Below are 18,949 nucleotides of genomic sequence, written 5' to 3' on the forward strand. Positions count from 1 at the left end.
AATGCAGGCATTTAGTGACTTACTTGAACAGCTTTACTATACCGCCGGAACCAAAGCCAAAGCGCAGCTTATTCTGCATTACCTTGCTACTACGCCAGACCCCGATCGTGGCTGGGCCATTGCTGCTATGGCAGGCACGCTCAAGTTTGATTTTTTTAAGCGCAATACGGTAAAAAAACTGATTACCGAACGGGTAGACCCAGAACTATTTGCAATGAGCTATGATTATGTGGGGGAAGTGAGTGAAACGGTAGCCCACTTATGGCCCGAGTTTACGCCTGATAAAGCATTGCCTAGCTTGTCTGAAGTGGTAGATACATTTGCCAATATCAGTAAACCAAAAGTCGCAGTAACGTTAGCGAATTACCTCACCATAATGACCCCATCTCAGCGCTGGGCACTCTTAAAACTTGGTACTAGGGGGCTTAGAATTGGTGTGTCTGCTCGCTCTATCAAACAAATTTTGGCGGAATATGGCAATAAAGACATCACCGAAATAGAGAAACTGTGGCATGGCGTCGCGCCGCCTTATACCGACCTTCTCGAATGGCTTGAAGGTAACGGATCTAAACCGGATATCAGTAACGCGGTTACCTTTCATCCTGTCATGCTATCTCACCCCATCGCGCAAGATGATGTCGATGACTTTGCTCCAGAACAATGGCAAATAGAACATAAGTTTGACGGTATTCGGGTGCAACTCGTTTGCAATACCACAAAAGAAGAGCCTGAAAAGGCGCTATTTTCTCGCACTGGAGATGACATTAGCCATGCTTTCCCCGACCTACTCGATAGTGTCAGCGGCAATATGGTGCTAGACGGTGAACTGTTGGTGATGCATAACCAAGAAGTAGATACTTTCAACGCACTACAACAAAGGCTTAATAAGAAAAAGCCTACTGCTGCATTAATGGCAACCAACCCTGCGGGGCTAATTGTTTACGATGCACTGGTGCTAGACGGTAAGCAATTAACCGACTACCCCCTTACTACCCGACGTGAAGCGCTAGAAACGTGGTTTGACAAAAATGGCATTCAGGAACACGACAATGATTCACGACTGCATTTATCTGAGTGCTTATCTGCCGATTCACCAAAAGGGCTTCGTACTCTACATAAAAACGTGTGTAAAAACCGTGCTGTAGAAGGGCTCATGATAAAACGTTTAAGCAGCCCTTATGTGCCAGGTAGACCAAAGGGACAATGGTATAAATGGAAACGCGACCCACTGGTGGTCGATGCGGTAATGATGTATGCCCAGCGAGGCCACGGTAAGCGCTCGAGTTTTTATTCCGACTACACCTTTGGTGCATGGCAAGATGAGCAATTGCTGCCTATTGGCAACGCTTATTCGGGCTTCACCGATGAAGAGCTTAAGAAGCTAGATAACTGGGTAAGACGAAACGCCATAGGCCGTTTCGGGCCAGTGCGTGAAGTTAAAAAAGAGCTGGTACTAGAAGTGGCTTTCGATGCAGTTCATCCCTCCAACCGTCATAAATCAGGCGTAGCGCTACGATTTCCTCGTATACACCGTATCCGCTGGGATAAGCCTGCGAACGAGGCAGATACACTTATCAACGTGAAGGCACTTATCGAATCATAATCTTAATGAAACATTTTTTTTACAAACCCTGTTTTTAGCTTACACTTAAAGTATATTAGCTTTTTCTGTTCCATCTAACCTACTGTTAGAAAAGAAATTACAGAAAAATTTTTAAGTGCGCCTGCATAAGTTAATGCTGCGCCAAGGACAAAAAAATGTTGTTTTCGCGATCGTTCAAACATTGCCTTATTGGTTTCCTTCTCCTTTTTTCCACAGCGAGTAATGCTGGCCTAATTACTAATATTGCGACTGAAACGGTCAGATACAGTATTTTATCTCAAAATCCTTGGGGTAACTTCGGGTGGACAGCTAGCTACGATATTAGCTTTGTCAATCAAGATTTACTTATTGATGTCGATGTTTATTTAAGGGGTGATGAACCCGGCAGTGCACTTAGAGACATTTGGGAAGATGGTATTGAATCCATTTGGAGTAATGCCTTTGACTTATCTGACGGCACCTATTTTTACGACACCGTATTTAATGTGGATTGGCTGAGCACTAGCGTGGGCGCTGACCATACAGTTACTGTCAATGAAGGTAATGGAAATGTGAACTTGACTCAATGGTACACGGGTAGGCCATCAGGTTATTCGTTTAATCGTCAGGGGACAATAGCTGCTCATGAATTTGGCCACATGATTGGCTTATTCGATGAATACAATGGCGGTGCACTCAATCCAGACGGGCTTATTAGGAATAACAGCATAATGGGCAGGAATCTATCCTCACCTCGCACCGATCACTTCGATGCTTTTTTAGAGTGGGCACAAGTTAATTCGGGCGTCGCTTCTCTAGCGTTAGTTGCCGACAGTGGCGTAGACAACTATTTCGTTCCTGAGCCAAATTCATTAGCCATTTTGCTACTTTCGATTTGTATGGCTCTTTCCATCAAAACTAAGTCTAGGCGAAACAGTATAGAGGTAAGAGGCCCTAGTCTCTTCGCATAAATTGTATCGCTATGTATTCTCAGCAATAAAAAAGCAAGGCATACTCGCCTTGCTTTCATTAATACACCTAAACTCATATCAATACAGGTTATGCGCCAATATATTGCCTATTTCGCAATATGTTCCATAGTAGGCAGTGCACTAAACGCGCCGTATTGCGTTACCGTGTATGCACCACAGCGAATAGCAAATTCAGTGGCTTCGCTTACGTTTTCAAAGCTACTTGCCCACTTGTCGAATTCTGCGCTGTTAGCCACTTTGGTGGATAAGAAATACAAAAATCCGCCAATAAATGAGTCGCCAGCGGCAGTGGTATCTTTCACGCTTACTTTTGGCGAGGCCAAGGTGCCGCTGAAATCTTTTGTTATGTACTGTATAGGTTCGCCGCCATCAGTCACTAATACCACTTTAACGCCGCTATCTAACCACTGTTGTACATGAGCCTGAGCATTTTCTTCACCGTAAAGCTCTGCTAACTCTTCTCGGCTTGCTTTTAAGATACTCACTTTCTTAGCCACGTCGTCAATTCGGACTGGGGCATTAGCGGTGTCATCCCAAAACGCTGGACGGTAGTTAATATCTAAACAGACAAGCATATTTTCTTGCTTGGCTTTATTTAGAATATAGTCGGTGCCAGGTAACAACTCTGGACCTGAAATAGACCCAGAGCAAAAATGCAGCACGCTAGTATCATCACAAGCAACCTTGGCTAAGTCTTCTTCACCAATGTGCTTATGTGCAGCGTTATCAACATAGAAGTCGAAAGAACGTTCACCGTCTTTATCTAGGTTAACAAATGCTAGTGCCGTATTGGCGTCTTTCGTACTCCAAACATAATCAGTATTTACCTTGTGATAGCTAAGCATGTCTTGAAGAAAACGGCCAAAGGTATCATCACCTACTTTAGACACCATAGCGCCTTGCCCACCAAGCTTAGCAACAGCAACCGCTACATTCGCCGGCGCACCACCAGCATAAGGCTGAAATGAATTCATTGCTGGCATTTCACTTTGGTCCGCCGCACCCGCACTTAACATATCGATAAGTACTTCGCCTAAACATAAAATTTTCATAAACACCTCTGGCTGAAGCTAACAGCGATAACTTCGTATTTATACCGCTGTAGTCATGGATAATAAGCGTAGCCGAAGGACCTTCCGTCCGGGCACGTTAAATTATAGTTAATTAATTGGGGCACAGTATTAACTAGCAAAACAAATAAATCAACCTTGTTGATTTAATATTTTATCATCATTAAAGACTGACTATTGAATATGTAATCTATCGGCTTGATTGGTAGAGAGAAACTGCTCTTGGTTAATTATGTTAAATATATTGAATTAGTATCTATCCATGACTTAGTGGTGCTGTTTGTTATAACATTCATTTCATAATGATTCAGGTACACTGTAAATGACAAAATCCCACGAGCACTCGGTTTCATCACAGAGCGCATCAGAAATAGACTCGCACCACGGTGCAACTGCCTTACTAGATAACCGTACTCAAAATGAACGGGATATCCTCACCCTGATTCGTCATGATGGCGCTATTCCGAAAGCAGATATTGCTCAACGTACGGGTTTATCTGCACAGTCGGCCACAGTCATTATTAAGAAACTAGAGTCCGAAGCCCTTGTTAAGCGACTGCCGCCAGTTCGCGGTGGTGTGGGGCAGCCTAAAGTTCCTTTTGGCTTGAATGCAGATGGTGCATTTGGGTTAGGCTTAAAAATTGGCCGCCGCAGTTTTGATATGACCTTGCTAGATTTGGCTGGCAATGTGAAAGCTTCGCTTCACGAAAAAGTAGCCTACCCCACCGTTGATCATTTATTGTCATTTACACAGCGCGGTGTGTCTGTACTAACACAACAACTCAGTAACGAGCAGCGCACTCGTATTCGCGGACTAGGCATCGCCATGCCGTTTGAAATTTGGAATTGGGTAGAAGAAGCTGGGGCCCCTGCTGCTGCGTTAGAAGCATGGAAAAACCTTGATATTCAGACTGCGCTATTTGAACTACTAGACTTACCCATCTATGTGAGTAACGATGCGACGGCGGCGTGCAGTGCAGAAATGGCCTTTGGTAATCCACATCGATTTAACCACTTCCTCTATGTTTTTGTTGGCACTTTTCTTGGCGGTGGCTTGGTTATTAACAATCAGCTATTTACAGGGAAATCGGGTAATGCCGGTGCAATTGGTTCCTTGCCTTTCTTGTCTAACGCCCATAACCAACAGCAACAACTCATCACCCAATCATCACTATACTTGCTAGAAAAGCAGCTGAATGATGCGGGGCTTGATGGTAATAAATTGTATGAAGCTCCTGAACACTGGTCTGGCTTAAAAACTAATTCAGAATTTATGCGCATCGTTCAAGTGTGGATGGAACAGGCCGCCCAGGGGATTGCCTTTGCCACACACTGCGCATTTAGCATGCTCGACCTCGATGGCATTATCATCGACGGTGCAATGCCGCAGAATATAAAACATGAATTGGTTACCTGCGTGCAAAACGCGTTAAAAGATGCTGATTTTCGGGGCATTACTCAAGGTAGTATTAGTGCCGGTAACGTAGGGAGTAAAGCGCAGTCTATCGGCAGCGCTAATTTGTCACTTATCGCGAACTACTATTAGTTTATATATGTTAAATAAAAGCAGGGGTAACGTGGTTACAACTACACTCACAGGCAAGACCGCTAGCGCTTCATCAACTACCGCATCGTCAAATGTTTTAATTCTTGATGGTGGGTTAGGCAGAGAATTAGAACGAGTTGGGGCTCCCTTCCGGCAACCTGAATGGTCTGCTTTGTCTTTAATGGAAGCGCCCGATTTAGTAGCCCAAGTGCATCAAAACTTCGTGGATGCGGGTGCAAAAATTATCACCACCAACACTTACGCGTTAGTGCCTTTTCATATAGGGCAAAAACAGTTTGATGAACAAGCATTTTCGCTTGCCGCGCGCGCGGCCAGTATTGCCAGTACTGTGGCTAAAAAGAATGATATCTCAGTTGCTGGCTGTATTCCTCCAGCTTTTGGCTCTTACAAACCTGAGCTATTCTGTGCCGAGCAACTCTCTTCTATTTTGCTGCCTTTGATTGAAGCACAAACACCCTATATCGATTTTTGGCTTGTAGAAACTGTTTCTTCGGTAGAAGAAGCCAACGCGGTAACCTCTTTAATAAAAGAGCACTCATCTAAACCAATTTGGCTTTCTTACTCGCTCAGTAATCGTCATAACTTTTCAAACCCGGTGACCTTGCGGTCTGGTGAGTCACTGAATGCTATACTGCCCACACTAGACAACTTGGATGCCGTGTTGTTTAACTGCTCGCAACCTGAAGAGATGGAAGCAGCCATTACGTTCACACACCTGCATAATACCGATATGCACATCGGTGTTTATGCCAATAGCTTTTCAGAGCATGTTAGAAAGCATGATGCTAACGAAATGCTGTCTACGTTGCGTGAAGATGTCACCCCTGAGAAATACCTAGCGTACGCACAAACGTGGGTGAACGCTGGCGCTACAATTGTAGGTGGATGTTGCGGCATAGGCCCTGACCATATAAAAGCCTTGGCGCAAGGGTTAGCTAACCATTCAAAAATAGCAGACTGATTTGCAATCAATCACCTGCTATTTTGCCCCTACCAGCGACTAACGCGTGACCACGTTTTTAGCGCCTTTTATTAACGCTTCCTTATCGATTTTATTGGGCACTTCAACACCACGGCGCGCCGCAGGGCGTGCCTCGATACTGTTTTTCCAGCGAGTTAAGTTATCTAGCCCTTCAATGCTCACGCCCGACCATTCGTAGGTTCGAACCCAGCACCAGTTCGCCATATCGGCAATACTGTAATCACCTGCTAAATATTCGTTGTCTTCTAGTCGCCCATCTAGCACTGTAAACAATCGGCGTACTTCATTTTGATAACGGTCGATAGCAATAGGAATTTTTTCTTCTAAATAGCGATGGAACACATTCGCCTGTCCCATCATTGGCCCAACCCCGCCCATTTGAAACATAACCCATTGCATTACTTGGCTGCGGCCTTTGGCATCTGTTGGTAAAAACTTACCTGTCTTCTCAGCTAAATAAAGCATGATGGCGCCAGATTCGAAAACCACATGGTCGCCTTCGCTTTTGTCCACAATAACGGGAATCCTGCCATTTGGGTTCATGGCGAGGAACTCAGCGGTTTTTTGCTCGCCTTTCATTAAGTTTACCCCGTGCACGGTATAGTCGAGTTCCATTTCTTCTAGTGCTACTGAGGCTTTCCAGCCATTGGGTGTTGCTGCGGTGTATAAATCAATCATTAGGCTTTTGCACTCGCTCTGCTGCTAACATTGTCGTACCAACGCTGAAGATTCGTTTGTTCATCTTTAATTCGAATATCGACCACCCGTGCAAAATCGATGGCACATAGCGCAGTAATATCCGCAATAGAAAAGGTGTCTCCCGCTATAAACTCGTTTAGTTCGAGTCGGCGTTCGAGAATATTAAAGTACTTCGAAGCATTGATACCGGCTTCTTTGCCGTATTCTGGCACAGGTACCATTCTGTCTTTGAAGTAACCTGTGGTGTGTTGAAAGCACATGCCTACTTGTAACATTAGCGCCATTTCAACTTGCCGCTGCCACATCGAGATGGTGGCTTTTTCAATAGGCGTAGAGCCTAACAAGGAAGGTTCTGGATGAATGGCTTCAAAGTAAGTACAAATCGCGTCGGTTTCAGCAATGCAGGTACCGTCGTCCAACTCTAAAATAGGAATTTTACCTAGTGGGTTTTTCGCACGCATTTCAGCGCTTAAATTTTCACCCTTTTGAATATCTACTTGTACATACTCTACTTGTGACTCATCTATCCCTTTTTCAGCAAGGAACATGCGAACACGTCGAGGATTAGGCGCTGTTTTGGTCTCGTAAATTTTCATAGGCAATATTGTATTGTTGGAATGTTAACAGCCAGACTAGTGCTGCTTGCGCGTGGGTTCAAATCATATTCCATTGGGGTACAACTATTAAAAGGTTGAATGGTTATACCTGTTCACGAATTTGTATCGACTAACACACGCAGCCGCTTTTGTTCGGTATTCGAGAAGTGAGTGTGCCTGTACGTTGACAAGGCATCTTGCCGTGCATCCTCTATCATCCCACTAACGCTTATATGTTGCTGGTATTTGCGGTAGGCATCTATACGTTGTTGCCATAGTGCCTGCGCCCCCCATAATACCGAAAAACGCTCAGCTACTTGATGACCAAACTCAGCGGCAATAGCCTGGTAACGAGACTCTGAATCTGCATACCTTTGCTTAATTTGGTTAATTTTTTCCATGTCTAAGGTAGGTTGAAAAGCCACTTTTTCCTGTTCATCCAGTGCATTTAATTGACCAAAGATCTCATTTCGTTTTTGTTCTCTTGAGAGCTCACGATCTTGAGCAATAGCAAGGCGAGCAAGAGCCCTTGCGTCAATGGCCGCATCGGCAGAAAACAAGTACTCATACTCTTCTTGAGAAAAGTAACTAAGACGCAGCGTATCTCTTGTTGCTAGCTTTTGTTCAACGTCACTTAACGAAATACCAGCATAAGTGATGTCGGTGACGGTGCTCTCGTTTGATACGGTGAGCACCTTGTCAATTTCAGCATCGGTATTTGCCAATGCTACTTTATATTCAATATATCGCGTGAATACATCAGCGGCGTACATAGCCGATCTAGCCTCATACATGTCTGTAGCATTCACACTAAACCGTGCAGTAACTTCGTTATCTGAAGCGCCCTTATTAGTAAATATAAAGCGATCGAAATTGTCCTTTACGCCAAAATATAAGGTGAAAATTGGTAGGTCAGAGCCTACACTTTTGACTGGCTGAACCGCTTTTTTAATTTCAGTTTCTGTCGCATCTTTATTGGGTAATGCTGACGTTGAAAGTTGGCGATTTTCACGTATCTCCCCATCACCGACAATCCGACTCTCGCTTAATGGAATAATAACTACGAATACGAAAAAGAGGGCGGCGCCCCCTCCCATTAATACCCACCGGCACATTATAAGCCTTGGTTTTTCAGACGGTTGGCTTGGTCAATAAATACATCCACTGGATTGGTTTCAAACCAATGGGTGATGCCAAAGCTTTGGTTAACTTCATCAAGGTGATTCATCTTGTAGTTATCTTTAAGCACTTTACCTAAATGAGAGCTGCAAGAAGACACCAGCCCATCATTGGTTTCACCAAATGCTATTCCAGTGATGGCAAGAAAAGGGTCGACCACGTCCAGCGCATTTGTGTAAGTTCTACCACCACTCCAAGAATAATAGTACACACCATTCTCACCTAACTGTTTGCCGTCATTGCGGCAGTAGGCCGAGGGCATGCCTTCGGGGTAGCGTGCGTTGAACGCAATTGAACCAGAAGTTGATAGCGAGGTTAGCGCAGCCACAGAGTCGGTAGGTTTATCTCGAGGGTCTGAGCCTGAAGCAAGTTCGATAAGATTAGCAAAAGCGTCAGTGATCAACCCCACAGTTCCTTCTTGTACAGACCCTTCCGTAAGCCCACTTTTCAATACATCTGCCACAGCGCTTCCCCAGTTCACACCAGCTACCGATGTAACTGACGCCACTTTACTTGGCGCTACGCTCGCGGCATACCTTGCTGTTGGGCCCCCATGGCTATGGCCAATTAGATTAACCTTCTGGGCTCCAGAAAGTGCAAGTACCTCATCAATATAGTTAAGTAACTGCTCTCCCCTCACTTCAGTAGAGTTAGAAGGAGACACTTCTGCGATATAAACTACTGCGCCGTTTCGAGATAGTTTTTGTGGCACCTTGTAAAAGTAATCTACAAACAAGATGTCATCAAAACCGAAGAGACCGTGAACCAGTACAATAGGATATTGTGTTTTAGCATAGTTGCCTGCCCAAGATTGAGCTGGCAATACTGCGACAAGCAAAAACAGCATGAGCGTTGTTATTTTCGTTCTTAGTTTCATTGCATGTTCCCTGAATTATAAACATTAGTGGTCTGAGGCCAGACCTGAGTTATTTTTATGTTAATTTAATGTAAATAACAAGATAAATAAGAGAACGACCCTCTATGCAATTACTTAGAGGCTTTACACATAGTCAGGGTTATTAAGGAAAGAAAAAAGTAAAACGCTTTATATTCAGAAGGCTACCCTGAAAATAGGGTATAAGCCTTTATACTATTTAATAAACGAATAAAGAGAATAGGGAGAGGTTATAGCTAGGGAAGATGTTAACCGACCTATGCAATCGAGAGTCATATGCGCCGGCTATTTGGCTTAATTACTTCCGATGGTAAACCTGTAGGTAATTGACGCTTAGGCTGGGAGTAAGCTTCCATACTTTAGTGAATGGATTTAATGCCATGCCGGTCTCATGGTTAAGCGTAAACCCTTCACCTACCCAATGGTTGAGTTCAGTGGGTTTAACAAATTTTTGCCAGTCGTGAGTACCGACAGGTAAATATCGCATGACATATTCAGCGCCTACAATCGCGATAATATAACTCTTTATAGTTCTATTTAATGTAGCAAGCACCAATAAGCCGCCGGGCTTCACTAAGCTTGCACACTCTTTTATTAGCTGCGCTTGATCAGGTACATGTTCAACGACTTCCGCATTAATCACTATATCAAATTGACGCTCTTGGCTTACTAAATCGGACGAAAGCCCATGCATGTAGTTCACTTCCACATTGCTTTGCTTTGCATGCCGCTTCGCCACTTCAATACTCATAGCGCTTGCATCTATACCGGTAACATCCGCCCCCTTCAACGCCAGCGGTTCACTGATTAGTCCTCCCCCGCAACCAATATCTACGATTGAGAGCCCAGAGAAAGGCTTGGTTTTATCCATAGGGTTCGCTTGGAAGTTTGTTTTAGACACCTTTTGAACAACGCGCTGCGCTTGCTCGCTTTTCATAAAGTGGCTGGTTATTTGAGATTCAATGACAGATAACCGTGCACGATTGAAATCTAATGCCGTTTTATAATTTCCATTGGGATCCCACCAGCTTTCAGCCAGCGCATCAAAGCGGTCGATTTCCTGTTTTGAAAAATTAATGGGCGCTGATTTTTGGCTTTTATCTAACATGCACTAACACCAGTTTGTAAAATAGGTAAGTCACTCAAATCTATCTACGCTAGCTTCCCGTAAGAAAACCCTATGGGGTATTGTGTTGCCCGCGGTTAACAGATGCCTGAGTTTTATGAATAATAGGTATACAATCAATGCTTATACGCGCAAAAAGAGGTATTTGTTTTGGCCAATGCTAAAAATGTCTATGGAAGACCACTACAACTATGTTGTGGTAACACAGGTTACACCCGGGAAGGCTTTTGCTATGTGCCCGATGCAGATGTAGGAAACCACAGTGTGTGTGCGGTAGTTACCGATGAATTTCTACAATTTTCATTACGTCAAGGCAACGACTTGATTACACCTTGGCCTAGTATGGACTTTGCTGGCTTACTGGCGGGCGACAGGTGGTGCTTATGTGCCGCCAGATGGTTACAAGCTTATGAAGCAGGCGTTGCTCCCAAAGTGCGATTAGAAGCGACTCATGAACGGGCGCTAGATATTATCCCTCTGGCCACCCTTGAAGCTTTTGCTGCAGAATAAGAAAACGGGTGACTTCAATTGGAAGTACCCGCCTTTAAACTGTCTAGTCTATTTGAACGCTAGGTCGTTTTGAGCCCTAAGGCGTTCGAATAACCATAAGTCGTGTTTCTGTCATGTCTTCTATGGCATAACGAATGCCTTCACGGCCAAGGCCTGAATCTTTTACGCCGCCATAGGGCATGTTATCTACACGCCAGCTAGGCACGTCGCCGATGACTACACCACCTACTTCAAGCACATCCCATGCTTTATGTGCTTTATAGATATCACGAGTGAAGATACCGGCTTGCAGCCCATAACGACTGTTATTCACTTCCTCTAATGCACTATCGTAATCGTCGAACGGCTGTAATATAGATAGCGGACCAAATGCTTCCTCAGCACTTGCATCACAATCTTTTGATACGTTCTCCATTACCGTCGCTTGCAACATGGCACCGTCTCTTTCGCCGCCGCATAGCACACTTGCGCCAGCCTCTTTGGCATCTTTAATCCAACCTTCCAAACGCTTGGCCTCACCTTCTGAAATCATGGGGCCAATGAAAGTATCTTCATCGCTAGGATCGCCAGACACTAACGCTTCAACTCGTTCTACATAGCGAGACTTAAATTCATCGTAAATAGCAGAATGCACCAATAAGCGCTGCACAGAAATACAGCTTTGCCCTGATTGGTAGTAGGCTCCAACGATAATTCGGTCGATAGCGTCACTAATGTCAGCGTCTTCATCTACTATACAAGCGGCGTTACCGCCTAGCTCTAACACCACAGGTTTTTTGCCAGCTTTCGCTTTTAACGCCCAGCCCACATCAGGTGAGCCAGTAAAGCTTAGTAGCTTCAATCTCTCATCGGTGGTAAATAAATCGGCGCCATCGCGGCTACAAGGAAGAATTGAAAATGCGCCTTTTGGCATTAGCTCGCATTCTGCTAACACTTCACCAATAATCAACGCACCGATAGGCGTGCGAGAAGCAGGCTTAAGTACAAACGTGCAACCCGCGGCAATAGCCGGTGCCACTTTGTGTGCAGCTAGGTTCAGCGGGAAGTTAAACGGTGAGATAAACGAACAAGGGCCAATAGGCACTTTTTTCGTCATACCTTGGTATCCTTTGGCGCGGGCAGAAATTTCTAAATTAACCACTTCACCATTAATTCTTACCGATTCTTCTGCCGCAATTTTAAACGTATCAATCAACCGGCCTACTTCGCCTTTAGCGTCCTTAATAGGCTTACCCGCCTCAATACACAACGCCTTACCTAATTCGTCTGCACGCTCTGTAAAGCGCTTAACGCAATGCTCTAATATTGCTTGGCGCTCGTAAGGTGCGAGCGCTGTCATTGCAGGTTGTGCCTTTTCAGCAGCGGCTATAGCTTTATCAATCACTTGTGCATCGGCTAACGCCACTTTTGTGGCCACTTCACCCGTGTATTTATTGGTAACGTCTAAATCGGTATTAGCAAAACAAGGTTCGCTTGCAAGGTAATAGGGATAGTTGTCTTTTAACATGTTCACTCCTTATAATTTTGCGCTTAGTTCGGCAATCGTATGGTTAAGTGTTTCGTCATTCATGCTGTAGTCTACGGGGCAGTCGATAACGTGAACGCCAGGCGTATTTAAACAACTTTCTACCATAGGGATTAGCAACTCGGTACTGTCTACGCGCCAACCATGGGCACCGTAGCTTTTTGCGTACTTCACAAAATCTGGATTACCGTAATCCAAACCGAACTCATCAAACTGCATATTGGCTTGTTTCCATTTAATCATTCCATACGCATCGTCACGCAGTATGATCACAATAAGGTCAAGTTTGAGACGAACCGCCGTTTCAATCTCTTGACTGTTCATCATGAAACCGCCGTCTCCGCACACACTCATTACCGGCACATCCGGCTTCACTAGTTTTGCAGCTATTGCCGAGGGTAAACCTGCACCCATTGACGCCAGCGCATTGTCTAGCAGCAAGGTATTAGGATGATAAGCGGGATAATTTCGCGCAAACCAAATTTTATATACACCGTTATCTAAGGTGACTATGCCATCATCTGGCATAACTTTTCGAATATCGCGAACAAATCGTTCTGGTAATATCGGGAATCGGTTGTCGTTTTCCGCTTCCGCTCTGTGTTTTTCATAGGCATCGTGTACGTCCTTATAGAAATCGAGTTTCCAACCCTCTTGCGGCGTAATGCCTTCTTTTATTTGCCAAATACTATTGGCAATGTCTCCTACTACCTCAAGTTGTGGAAAGTACACGGGGTCGACAGCAGCTGACTCAAAGTTCATGTGAATGACTTTTTTGCCATTGTCATGCATAAAGAAAGGTGGCTTTTCCACCACGTCATGCCCAACATTAATAATAAGGTCGGCTCTTTCTATCGCTCTATGAACAAAGTCGTTATCTGATAAAGCAGTATTCCCCGCAAACCTTGGGTCGCTTTCGTTTAGCACCCCTTTACCCATCTGCGTGGTAACAAAGGGTATGCAGGTTTTATCAACAAATTCCCGCAACATTTTTGCGGTTAGTTTTCTATTTGCTCCCGCGCCAATTAGCAACAACGGAGAGGTGGCCTCTTCAATCATTGAAATGGCTGATGAAATCGCTTTGTATTCTGCAATAGGCCGTCTTGATGTACTTGGTGTTAATAAGGGTACTGAGGTGTGCTCATCAGCAATATCTTCAGGAAGCTCTATATGGACAGCACCTGGGCGCTCTTCCGATGCTAACCGAAATGCTTCGCGTACGACTGAGGGAATACGATCGCCGCTGACCACTTGCGTGGTAAATTTAGTGATGGGGCGCATCATATCGACAATATCGATAACCTGAAATCGGCCTTGTTTGCTGGTTTTAATGGGCTTTTGCCCTGTGATCATTAACATGGGCATAGCCCCAAGTTGCGCATACGCAGCAGGGGTAACTAGATTGGTCGCACCTGGGCCAAGGGTAGATAGGCACACGCCAACTTTACCGGTTAGTCTTCCGTAAGTGGCAGCCATAAAACCCGCACCTTGTTCATGGCGGGTAAGTACAAGTTTAATTGAGGAGGTTCTTAACGACTCAAGCAAGTCGAGGTTTTCTTCGCCAGGAATGCCAAAGATGTATTCTACACCTTCAGCCTCCAACGCTTTTACGAAAAGGTCAGACGCTTTCATTAATCCTACACTCCATTTTACGTTAGTATTCACGCGGCAAACGCGTATTAGTAAAGGTTGCTACGCAAAGAGTATAGATAACGATTAATGTGGTTTTGTGAAACTATTCAACAACACCTACCTTTTGGCGCTTATTGCTGGTCTAATTTCTTTTCCCATTCCGTTAACTTTTTCTGAGTTTGGGCATCTACGTCGGCTTTATTTTCGCTTATCCACCACTTTTCCATTAAGCGCACGTTTTTTTGATTCGCTTTATAAAATACATCCACAATATCGCCAATGAAGGGGACAAAGCCTAGGCCAAAATCGATAGCGGAATTTTTTACCATTTGCGCAACCAATGCACTGGGCATTCCCAATGATTTCCCCAACCACACAATACGTAAAGAAACGAGCAGCATTAGTGCATCACCCGCGCCTGGGATAAGGCCAACGATAGAGTCGAGGCCTATCCGAATCGGAATAATCGGTAACTTAACAGCCGTATCAAGTAAATTTGCTAACTTTTGTGCTTTTAACAGTGCCTTAGGGGCTTTACTATCCATGTTTAGCTACCTTATTAACGTAATAACATTTACTGGCTATTTGTCAGCGCCTAACGCGCGAGCTAAGCCAGCTCGTAATGCTGTATCTTTATTCACAGTCCAACCATGTAGATTTTCTTTTACCAAATCGAACAACATATCAATATGTGCTTCGTCACTGTTTAATGCTGGAATATATTCGTACTTTTCACCACCCGCTTCCATGAAGTATTCACGATTTTCTTCGCCAATTTCTTCGATAGTTTCTAAGCAGTCTGCAGAAAAACCGGGGCACATCACTTGTATCGACTTCACCCCATTGCCAGGCAACGACTTCATCGTTTCGTCAGTATAGGGTTTTAACCACTCAGCTTTACCAAAACGAGACTGGAAGGTGGTCATGTACTGCTCATGAGTTAACCCAAGTTCTTCGGCCAACAAGCGTGATGTTTTATGGCATTCGCAGTGATAGGGGTCGCCATTTAATAAGTAGCGCTTTGGAATACCGTGGTAAGAAAGAATAAGCTTATCCGCTTTACCGTGTTCTTCCCAGTATGCACGTACTTTATTTGCCAGAGCTTTAATATAATCAGGCCTGTCGTTGTAATGATTCACAAAACGTAGTTCTGGTAACCAGCGGCGTTTAGTAAAGTCTTTAGCAATAGCATCAAAAGTAGACGCCGTAGTAGAGGCGCTATACTGAGGGTACAAAGGCAAGACTACTAACTTTCTTACGCCCTGCGACAACATGCGTTCAATAGTGTCACTAATAGCAGGGTTACCGTAACGCATTGCAAAATCGACAACGACATCATCGCCATATTCTGCTTTGCAGCGCGCCTCTACTGCCTTTGCTTGCGATTTGGTAATTGTTAGCAACGGTGAACCTTCTTCCGTCCAAACAGTTTTGTAAGCTTCAGCTGAACGCTTAGGGCGAGTATTTAATATGATGATGTTTAAAATGAACCACCAAAGCGCACGAGGGATCTCTACTACTCGCGGGTCTGAAAGAAACTCTTTTAGATAGGGGCGCAGGGCCGCCGCAGTTGGGCTTTCTGGTGTACCTAAATTAGTAACCAACACGCCTATTTTGTCTGATTGACTGTGAGTAAAACCCTGATTGCTTTTGAACTTCATCAATTATTCCGCGTTAAAAAAACACTATAACTAGTATACTGAATTTACGGCAATTTTGGGCGAATAGACCACAAATTTAGCACGATTGATGCAATTAAATTTAGCGATTAAAAAAGGTGGCCTTAGCCACCTTTTTAGTCTTAATATTTTCAACCAGTTAAGGCTGATAGTAGGTGGCTGCACCTGGCCCTACAGGCATACCCAATACAAAGACCCACAGATAAAACAGTATGGTCCAACCCACGATAAACACCATGGAATAAGGCAGCATCATCGCAATTAAGGTGCCCATACCGAGATCTTTTTTATACCTTGCTGCCATGGCTAAGATAAGACCGAAGTAGCTCATCATTGGCGCAATAACATTGGTTACTGAATCTCCGATACGATACGCCGCCTGAATAACCTCTGGTGAATAGCCTATCAACATCAGCATAGGCACAAAAATAGGCGCAGTTACTGCCCACTGCGCCGAGGCGCTACCTAACGATAAGTTAACCACACCACACATTAAGATGAACAAAATAAACACTGACGGGCCATCTAGACCAGCCGCTTGTAGAAGCGCTGCGCCTTTAACGGCTAACACTGTGCCTAAATTAGTCCATTTAAAGAACGCCACAAACTGCGCAGCAAAAAAGACTAGGGTAATATACAACCCCATTGCGCCCATACTTTTTGCCATTGCATCAATCACATCACGATCGTTTTTCATCGAGCCTGTAACACGACCATAAACAAAGCCAGGCACAGCAAAAGAAACAAAGATAAAGGCAACTATGCCTTTTAAGAAAGGCGAACCCGCTACCGCGCCGGTTTCAGGGTGACGCAGAATACCGTTTTCAGGCACAATAGTGAGCGCCAAAATACCGCATACCACTACAAAGGCGATACCCGCCCAACGAAGTCCTTTCTTCTCAATAGCAGAAGGAGCATCCATTGATTGCTTACTTAAATCTACAGAAGCTTCTGATTCGTCGAACTTACCGAGTCGAGGCTCTACCACTTTTTCGGTCACCAGAGCACCCATAGTGGCCACCACAAAGGTACTGATAAACATGAAATACCAGTTAACTTCTGGGCCTACCACGTAATCAGGATCAATCATGTGAGCAGCGGCTTCGGTAATGCCTGAGAGCAAGGGGTCTACCGTACCAAGTAACAAGTTAGCACTGTAACCTGCGGATACACCGGCGAAGGCGGCTGCAAGACCCGCGAGAGGGTGGCGACCTAACGAATGAAATATCATAGCAGCAAGCGGTATTAACACCACATACCCAAGCTCTGAGGCGGTATTTGAAATAATACCTGCAAACACGACAGCAAAAGTAACTGTACGCTTTGAAGCATTCATTACTAATGAGCGCATGGTGGCTGACAACAAGCCTGAGTGCTCAGCTACTGATACACCAAGTAATGCAACCAATACGGTGCCAAGAGGGGCAAAGCCGGTAAAGTTAGTTACTAGGCCAGTAACAATACGCTGCAAGCCTTCCGCGCTCATTAACGAGATAACTTCAATCATGCCATCAGCTTCTCGACCTTTTGCACCTTCTGGGCGAGGGTCAACTACCGCTAAATCGAAATAGCCAAGAATACCGCTTAACACCACGATAAAGCAGGCTAACATCGCGAATAAAGTCACGGGGTGTGGCAGTAAATTTCCAAGAAATTCCACAGTAGCGAGGAATCGGGAGAATAAACCACCCTGTCCGCCCTGGTTTTGGGCAGATTTATCTTTTGTATTTTCCGGAATCAAAACATTCCCTCTGTCGTTTTTATTACCCAGTCATTACCCACTAAGCAGCAGTGATATCTGCCATGTAGTTCAATAATGCTGCGTTTTATAATAATAAATTCGCGCTTATTTTAACGTATTTTGAGCAATTTTGGCAGTAGGTGGGTAAATTGAACAATTTAAAACCTTTGTAAAACGCCGAAAAAATTCAGTAAACCGCATAACTTTCAGATAATTACGCACTTTACAGCAGGCACAAAAAAGCCAGTCTAAAGACTGGCTTTTTAACAGAAAAACGATGTTAGGTATTAATTACCTTTAGATGCGTTCATGTAGCGGAAAAAGTCGCTATCAGGCGCGATCACCATCACATCTTGCTTATTATTAAAGCTGGCTTTGTATGCATCCATACTTCTTAAGAAGCTGTAAAAATCAGCATTTTTAGAATAAACATCTGCATAGATTTCTGCTGCTAAGGCATCACCTTCACCTTTAAGCTGACGAGCATTACGTTCAGCATCAGCAAGCATTACCGTTACCTTTGCGTCTATATCAGCGCGGATAACTTCAGCTTGCTCTTGACCTTCTGAACGGTGTTCTCTTGCCACTGCAGCACGCTCAGCACGCATACGTTGGAAGATTGAGTTACTCACTTCCGTAGGCAGGTTGATTTGCTTAACACGTACATCAACAATTTCAATACCAAGTTCATCAGAAGACGTTGAAGCCTGCTCCATTGCTTGGTTCATTAATGCTGAACGCTCACCAGATACAATCTGTGCAATAGTACGAGTACCAAATTCAGAACGTAATCCGTTATTCACTTTTTGCTTCAATAGCGCTTCAGCTTGCAACTTATTACCACCTGTTGAAAGGTAATAACGGGCAAAGTCATCAATGCGCCACTTCACGTATGAATCAACTATTAAGTCTTTCTTTTCGCTGGTAACGAAACGGTCAGGCGTGTCATCCAATGTTTGTACACGTGCGTCTAGGTGACGCACAGAGTCAATGAATGGCAATTTGAAATGAAGACCAGGTTCGAATACTTTTGTATCGCCTGTGGCATCATCTCGTTGAACCTTACCAAATTGAATAACAATGGCACGTTCACCTTCCGTTACTACGAACAAAGAGCCCGAAGCAAGAACCACTAGAAGTACTAATACTGCAATAGCTAAATTCTTCATAATGA

Annotated in this window: 17 protein-coding genes; 5 read left to right on the plus strand and 12 right to left on the minus strand. The window is 44.4% G+C overall.

What is annotated here, in order from left to right:
• Nucleotide 1 precedes the first annotated feature (1 nt).
• Entirely contained in the window at nucleotides 2-1,603 is a 1,602-nt protein-coding gene (locus AMBT_RS19385; RefSeq protein ID WP_013786354.1) for a cisplatin damage response ATP-dependent DNA ligase, read from the plus strand.
• A gap of 155 nt (nucleotides 1,604-1,758) precedes the next feature.
• Nucleotides 1,759-2,553, plus strand: a complete 795-nt coding sequence (locus AMBT_RS19390; RefSeq protein WP_013786355.1) for a metallopeptidase domain-containing protein — start codon at nucleotides 1,759-1,761, stop codon at nucleotides 2,551-2,553.
• 107 nt (nucleotides 2,554-2,660) lie between these two features.
• Here AMBT_RS19390 and AMBT_RS19395 read toward each other — a convergent pair whose 3' ends face one another.
• Nucleotides 2,661-3,626 carry a carbohydrate kinase family protein gene (locus tag AMBT_RS19395; protein ID WP_013786356.1) on the minus strand — a complete coding sequence of 322 codons (966 nt, stop codon included), beginning with the start codon at nucleotides 3,624-3,626 and terminating at the stop codon, nucleotides 2,661-2,663.
• 340 nt (nucleotides 3,627-3,966) lie between these two features.
• On the opposite strand from AMBT_RS19395, the gene AMBT_RS19400 reads away from it, so the two are divergent.
• Nucleotides 3,967-5,190, plus strand: coding sequence for an ROK family transcriptional regulator (locus tag AMBT_RS19400; protein ID WP_013786357.1), 1,224 nt, complete (start codon nucleotides 3,967-3,969; stop codon nucleotides 5,188-5,190).
• 31 nt (nucleotides 5,191-5,221) lie between these two features.
• The gene (locus AMBT_RS19405) at nucleotides 5,222-6,172 is read left to right on the plus strand and encodes a homocysteine S-methyltransferase family protein (protein ID WP_013786358.1); all 951 of its coding nucleotides are present in this window, start codon (nucleotides 5,222-5,224) and stop codon (nucleotides 6,170-6,172) included.
• A 39-nt stretch (nucleotides 6,173-6,211) separates the two neighbouring features.
• Here the strand turns inward: AMBT_RS19405 and AMBT_RS19410 are convergent, their stop codons facing one another.
• The 5 genes from AMBT_RS19410 to ubiG form a co-directional block, all read right to left on the minus strand.
• Nucleotides 6,212-6,871 (minus strand): glutathione S-transferase family protein, encoded by a 660-nt coding sequence (locus tag AMBT_RS19410; protein WP_013786359.1) that lies wholly within the window; start codon nucleotides 6,869-6,871, stop codon nucleotides 6,212-6,214.
• Nucleotides 6,871-7,488 (minus strand): glutathione S-transferase family protein, encoded by a 618-nt coding sequence (locus tag AMBT_RS19415; RefSeq protein ID WP_013786360.1) that lies wholly within the window; start codon nucleotides 7,486-7,488, stop codon nucleotides 6,871-6,873. The genes AMBT_RS19410 and AMBT_RS19415 overlap by 1 nt, the downstream gene beginning before the upstream one ends.
• Before the next feature lie 113 nt (nucleotides 7,489-7,601).
• The gene (locus AMBT_RS19420; RefSeq protein ID WP_013786361.1) at nucleotides 7,602-8,585 is read right to left on the minus strand and encodes a lipase chaperone family protein; all 984 of its coding nucleotides are present in this window, start codon (nucleotides 8,583-8,585) and stop codon (nucleotides 7,602-7,604) included.
• A 17-nt stretch (nucleotides 8,586-8,602) separates the two neighbouring features.
• On the minus strand, nucleotides 8,603-9,544 hold the full coding sequence (locus tag AMBT_RS19425; RefSeq protein WP_013786362.1) for an esterase/lipase family protein: 942 nt from the start codon (nucleotides 9,542-9,544) through the stop codon (nucleotides 8,603-8,605).
• Between the two features lie 316 nt (nucleotides 9,545-9,860).
• A complete protein-coding gene (gene ubiG, locus AMBT_RS19430) occupies nucleotides 9,861-10,670 on the minus strand; it encodes a bifunctional 2-polyprenyl-6-hydroxyphenol methylase/3-demethylubiquinol 3-O-methyltransferase UbiG (RefSeq protein ID WP_013786363.1) in 810 nt (269 codons plus the stop codon).
• Nucleotides 10,671-10,838: 168 nt separating this feature from the next.
• On the opposite strand from ubiG, the gene AMBT_RS19435 reads away from it, so the two are divergent.
• Nucleotides 10,839-11,198, plus strand: coding sequence for a DUF2237 family protein (locus AMBT_RS19435; RefSeq protein WP_041452628.1), 360 nt, complete (start codon nucleotides 10,839-10,841; stop codon nucleotides 11,196-11,198).
• Between the two features lie 76 nt (nucleotides 11,199-11,274).
• Here AMBT_RS19435 and AMBT_RS19440 read toward each other — a convergent pair whose 3' ends face one another.
• The 6 genes from AMBT_RS19440 to hflC form a co-directional block, all read right to left on the minus strand.
• Entirely contained in the window at nucleotides 11,275-12,705 is a 1,431-nt protein-coding gene (locus tag AMBT_RS19440; protein WP_013786365.1) for an aldehyde dehydrogenase family protein, read from the minus strand.
• A gap of 9 nt (nucleotides 12,706-12,714) precedes the next feature.
• On the minus strand, nucleotides 12,715-14,355 hold the full coding sequence (locus AMBT_RS19445; protein WP_013786366.1) for an acetolactate synthase large subunit: 1,641 nt from the start codon (nucleotides 14,353-14,355) through the stop codon (nucleotides 12,715-12,717).
• A 131-nt stretch (nucleotides 14,356-14,486) separates the two neighbouring features.
• A complete protein-coding gene (locus AMBT_RS19450; protein WP_013786367.1) occupies nucleotides 14,487-14,900 on the minus strand; it encodes a DUF4112 domain-containing protein in 414 nt (137 codons plus the stop codon).
• Nucleotides 14,901-14,936: 36 nt separating this feature from the next.
• On the minus strand, nucleotides 14,937-16,016 hold the full coding sequence (hemH, locus tag AMBT_RS19455; protein WP_013786368.1) for a ferrochelatase: 1,080 nt from the start codon (nucleotides 16,014-16,016) through the stop codon (nucleotides 14,937-14,939).
• Nucleotides 16,017-16,173: 157 nt separating this feature from the next.
• A complete protein-coding gene (locus AMBT_RS19460) occupies nucleotides 16,174-17,775 on the minus strand; it encodes an AbgT family transporter (RefSeq protein WP_013786369.1) in 1,602 nt (533 codons plus the stop codon).
• Between the two features lie 287 nt (nucleotides 17,776-18,062).
• Nucleotides 18,063-18,944, minus strand: a complete 882-nt coding sequence (gene hflC / locus AMBT_RS19465; protein ID WP_013786370.1) for a protease modulator HflC — start codon at nucleotides 18,942-18,944, stop codon at nucleotides 18,063-18,065.
• Nucleotides 18,945-18,949 lie beyond the last annotated feature (5 nt).

Origin of the sequence: Alteromonas naphthalenivorans (assembly GCF_000213655.1) — a bacterium.
In the GTDB taxonomy this organism is placed as follows: Bacteria; Pseudomonadota; Gammaproteobacteria; order Enterobacterales; family Alteromonadaceae; genus Alteromonas; species Alteromonas naphthalenivorans.